Source organism: Streptomyces sp. HD (assembly GCF_028369295.1).
Classification (GTDB): Bacteria; Actinomycetota; Actinomycetes; order Streptomycetales; family Streptomycetaceae; genus Streptomyces.
The window spans coordinates 1-2,919 of sequence record NZ_JAQMYP010000126.1; the positions used below are offsets into that span (position 1 = coordinate 1).

Here is a 2,919-nt window from a genome sequence, read left to right on the forward strand (position 1 = left end):
CGCGGTGTGGCGTGCTTGCGGGGTTCAGCCGTCGGTGGTGGTGGGTCATTCGCAGGGTGAGATTGCTGCCGCGGTGGTGGCGGGTGGTCTGTCGTTGGAGGACGGGGCGCGGGTGGTGGCGCTGCGGTCGAAGGCGATCCGGGCCATCGCCGGCCGGGGTGGCATGGTCTCCCTCGCTCAACCCCTCGCGGATGTTGAGGAGTTGCTGACGGCTTGGGCGGGCCGGATCGACATTGCTGCGGTCAACGGTCCGGGTTCGGTGGTGGTGGCCGGGGATGCGGATGCGCTGGATGAGCTGATGGCGCACTGCGAGGCGGGGGAGATCCGCGCCCGCCGTATCCCGGTGGACTACGCCTCCCACACGAGGCACGTGGAGGCCATAGAGGCTGAGCTGGCCGAGGTCCTCGCTGCGGTCTCCCCGCGTTCGGGTGAGGTGCCGTTCTTCTCCACGACCGAGGCTGAAGTGATGGACACTGCTGGTCTGGACGGGGGTTACTGGTATCGCAACCTGCGTCAGCGGGTGCGGTTCGCCGACGCCGTGCAGGGCCTGGTCGAGCAGGGGTATGCGGCGTTCGTGGAGGTCAGCTCGCACCCCGTCCTCGGCATGGCGGTCCAGGAGGCGGCCCCGGACGCGGTGGTGGTGGGCAGTCTGCGCCGTAACGACGGCGATGCCTCCCGTTTCCTGACCTCGCTGGCCGAGGCGTGGGTGCGGGGCATTCCGGTCGACTGGACCACGGTCCTGGCCGGGCACGACGGCCGGACGGTTCCGCTGCCCACTTACGCCTTCCAGCGCCGCCGCTACTGGCTCGACGGCGGTGCGCGCCGTCGTCGTACGGACTCCCTCGCGGAAGCTGTCAAGCCGGCCGAAGCCGAGTCCCTCGCCATGCCGGTGCGGCACAACGACTGGGTGCAGCGGATCCGTGCGCACGCCGCCGTGGTGCTGGGGCATGCCACAGCGGGTGACATCGACGCGACGCTCACTTTCAAGGCGCTGGGTTTCGATTCCGCGACCTCCGTCGAGCTGCGGAACCGACTGGTCGCGGAGACCGGGCTCTCACTGCCCGCTTCTGTTCTCTTCGACCACCCCACCCCACAGGCATTCGCCCGGCATCTCCGCGGTCTGCTCCACGGCGGCACCGAGCCGGATCCCGAGACCTCCGTGAAGCTGCGGCCCGCCACCGACGAGGATCCCATCGCCATCGTGGCCATGGGCTGCCGTCTGCCCGGAGGTATCCGCACGCCGGAAGAGCTCTGGGAACTGCTCTCAACGGGCGGTGACACCATCTCTGCCTTTCCCGCCGACCGGGGCTGGGACCTCGACAACCTGTACCACCCCGACCCGGAGCAGCACGGTACGACCTATGCGCGATCCGGCTCGTTCCTGTATGACGCGGCTGAGTTCGACCCCGGCTTCTTCGGTATCTCGCCGCGTGAGGCGGAGGCCATGGACCCGCAGCAGCGACTGCTCCTGGAGACCTCCTGGGAGGCACTGGAGCGGGCCGGCATCGACCCGGAGAGCCTGCGCGAGCGCGATGGCGGAGTGTTCGTCGGACTCATGCAGCAGGAGTACGGTCCCGGACTGCACCAAGCCCCCGAGTCCGTCGATGGGTATCTGCTGACCGGCACCTCCTGCAGTGTGGCCAGCGGGCGTATCTCCTATGTCCTCGGCCTGCGCGGACAGGCGGTGACCGTGGACACGGCGTGCTCGTCGTCGCTGGTCGCGCTGCATATGGCGGTTCAGGCGCTGCGCTCCGGTGAGTGCTCGTTCGCGCTCGCCGGAGGAGCGACCGTGATGGCGGAACCCGGCATCTTCGTGGAGTTCAGCAGGCAGCGGGGGCTTGCGCCGGACGGTCGGTGCAAGCCGTTCGCGGCGGGTGCGGACGGCACCGGCTGGGGTGAGGGTGTGGGTGTGTTGCTGCTGGAGCGGTTGTCGGACGCGCGGCGCAACGGTCACCCCGTGCTGGCGGTGGTGCGCGGTTCGGCGATCAACCAGGACGGTGCGAGCAATGGCCTGACCGCGCCCAACGGGCCTTCGCAGGAACGTGTCATCCGTGCGGCGCTGGCCAACGCCCGTCTGACGGCGGACCTCGTGGACGTGGTCGAGGCACACGGCACGGGTACGCGGTTGGGCGACCCGATCGAGGCGCAGGCGCTGCTGGCGACCTACGGGCAGGGCCGGGATCCCGAGCGGCCTTTGTGGTTGGGCTCGTTGAAGTCCAACATCGGTCATACGCAGGCCGCCGCGGGCGTGGCCGGTGTGATGAAGATGGTGCTGGCGTTGCAGCACGGTGTCCTTCCGCAGACGCTGCATGTCGATGAGCCGTCGTCGCATGTCGATTGGTCGGCGGGGGCGGTGTCGCTGCTGACGGAGGCCGTGCAGTGGCCGGAGGTCGAGGGGCGTCCGCGCCGGGCGGGTGTGTCCTCGTTCGGGATCAGCGGGACGAATGCGCATGTGGTGCTGGAGGAGCCTCCGGTTGTGCCCCGGGTCGGGTCCGGTGGTGAGCCGGGTGAGTCCGTGTTCGCTGAGGTTGGCGCGTTGCCGTGGGTGGTGTCGGGTCGTGGTGGGGACGGGCTGGCCGGTCAGGCCGGTCGGTTGGCGTCATTCGTGGAGTCCGCTGAGGGTGAGTTGCGGCCGGTGGATGTCGCGTGGTCGCTGGCCGCCACGCGAACCGCGTTCGAGAACCGAGCTGTCGTCCTGGGTATGGACCAGGGTGAACTGACCCTCGGGATCAAGGGCTTGGCGGCCGGTGACGGAGCGACCCCCTCGTCCGTGGTACGAGGGCGGGCCGCTCTCGCTGCCGATGACGTGGCGTTTGTGTTTCCGGGTCAGGGGGCGCAGTGGGCTGGTATGGGGCGTCAGTTGTGGGATGTGTCGCCGGTGTTCGCGGCGTCGATGGAGGCGTGTGAGGCCGCTCTTGC

The 2,919-nt window shown here is 69.4% G+C and carries 1 protein-coding gene; it reads left to right on the forward strand.

What is annotated here, in order from left to right:
* Positions 1 to 40 precede the first annotated feature (40 nt).
* On the forward strand, positions 41 to 2,919 hold a 2,879-nt coding region (locus POF73_RS45555; RefSeq protein WP_272125430.1), incomplete at its 3' end, for a beta-ketoacyl synthase N-terminal-like domain-containing protein.